Below are 1,961 nucleotides of genomic sequence, written 5' to 3' on the forward strand. Positions count from 1 at the left end.
TTTTTTATTCAAAAAATTTCCACTTGGATTATCAGGATTTATAAGAAGAACTGTTTTTGCTCCAGAAGTCCTTACTGTTTTAAGAATATCTTCAGCCGTATAAGAAAATGCTTCCTTATCTACTGGAACCGGAACAGTCTTTGCATTAATAAAACGTTCTGGATATTCATTAAAAGTTGGATAAGGAATTGCAACAGTTCCTTGAATTTTTTCTCCTAGCGAGGCAATTAATTCGGCAGCGCCGTTTCCTGCAACAATGTTTTCTGGAAGAATATTAAAAATTTTCCCTAAAAGAAGGCTCTGCTGAGCAGCTCCGCTTGGATATTGAGTTAGCAAAGTTTTAAAATTTGAAGAAAGCTCATCAATCATATTCTGCGGAGGAAAATATGGATTTACCAAATAGCAAAAGTCTTTCATATTAGGAAAACGCCAATAGCCACCGTAACGATGCTGCATCCGCTTTATTTTTTCTTCATTATTTGCAAACCGGTCTTCGGCAATAGCCAAATCTGCGGCATCATCAATCTCATACCAATCATCACCGCTAACTTTCATGCCTTTTATTGCCGTTGAAGAAAGAAATGAAATTACCTTTAGAACCTGTTCGTAGTATTCGTTTTCTCCAAAAGCTTTTTGATACGCTTCAAGAAAAGGAATATAATAGTTTTTTGAAAAATCTTTAGAAAATTTATAAATATTTACAGTCTTATAGTAATCTTCTGTGTGATTCCACTTAAACGCGGATTTATCAACAATTTGAGTTATCTGATTTTCACAATTAAGCAGAGTGCAAGTTCCGTCCATCCATGGCTCAAACTTTGAAACAACGGCAACATTTTTATCAGAGCTAGAAATCAACGAAGATAAAATTTCCTTCTTAAAAATTAAATCGCTTTCAAGAAGAAGAGTGTCGTCTTCTGAAAGACGATTTTTTGCAAGGTAAAGCGAATAAATATTGTTCGTTTTGTCGTAGATTGGATTTTCTATAAATTCAATTTCCATTCCGCAAAGCCGTTCTTCTGGAAACTTTTCCTTTATAAAGTTTATAAGAACTTCAGACTTGTAACCAACAACCATTACAAACTTCTTTATTCCACACTGGATTAGAGATTCTATTGCATATTCTATAAGAGTTTTTCCATTTACAGGAACCATACATTTTGTAGAATTTTTTGTAAAACGACCAAGCCGTTTTCCCATACCAGCAGCTAACATTAATGCTTGCATTTATTTTTCCTCCGCCAAACTTTTTTGCTTTTCTACCAAATAGTCAACAATTTTATTTACAGAGTCGCCTGGATTTTGCCAAGCTTGTTCCCGGGCAATTTTTCGACCTTCGGCGTACTTGTCATTTGCAATTGTTTCGTCGATTACATCTTTTATATTAGAAATTTTTTCTTCAGAAAGTTTTTCTCCAAGCAAAGGCAATGTTTTAAACTGCCACATTTCGCCGTCAATCCAGCTTGCATCATAAGGAGCTTTGTCAAAATTTGTGTCGGCGTAAATTACAGGTTTGTCGAACAAAAGTGTAAATTCAAAAATAATTCCAGAAAAATCGGAAATTAAAATGGAAGCATTGTTCATGCAGTTAAAGTTGTCGTTGTCAAAGTTCCATTCAAAATTTTCGCTATCAGGGAACTTTTTCATCAATCGGTCAATCATATCTTTTTCGGCACTAAGGCTTTGAGGATGAGGACGAACCACAACTTTATATCCAGTGCTTTTTAGCGCTTCAAGGAATTTTTCGCCATACTTTGAAAGAATTCCGCTTTTTCCCCAGCTTGGAGCAACCAAAACAGTTTTTATGCCATTTTCAGAAGAACTTTTTTGAACAGAATCAAGCCGCTTTTTCATTTCGTCCATTGGCGGATAACCGACGGTCACAAATTCCTTCTTTTCAGTTCCCCTGATTTCCTCCAACTTTTGAATGTCATTTTTTTGATAGTCGCCTGTGCATAAAA

General features: G+C 35.2%; 2 protein-coding genes. Both read right to left on the bottom strand.

Annotated elements, in window-relative coordinates; genetic code table 11:
* The coding region (locus B4C08_RS00395) for an aminotransferase class I/II-fold pyridoxal phosphate-dependent enzyme (protein WP_296662088.1) at positions 1-1,227 on the bottom strand (1,227 nt) is incomplete at its 3' end.
* The coding region (locus B4C08_RS00400) for a CDP-glycerol glycerophosphotransferase family protein (protein ID WP_296662089.1) at positions 1,228-1,961 on the bottom strand (734 nt) is incomplete at its 5' end.

This window comes from Treponema sp. UBA753 (genome assembly GCF_002297325.1).
In the GTDB taxonomy this organism is placed as follows: Bacteria; Spirochaetota; Spirochaetia; order Treponematales; family Treponemataceae; genus Treponema_D.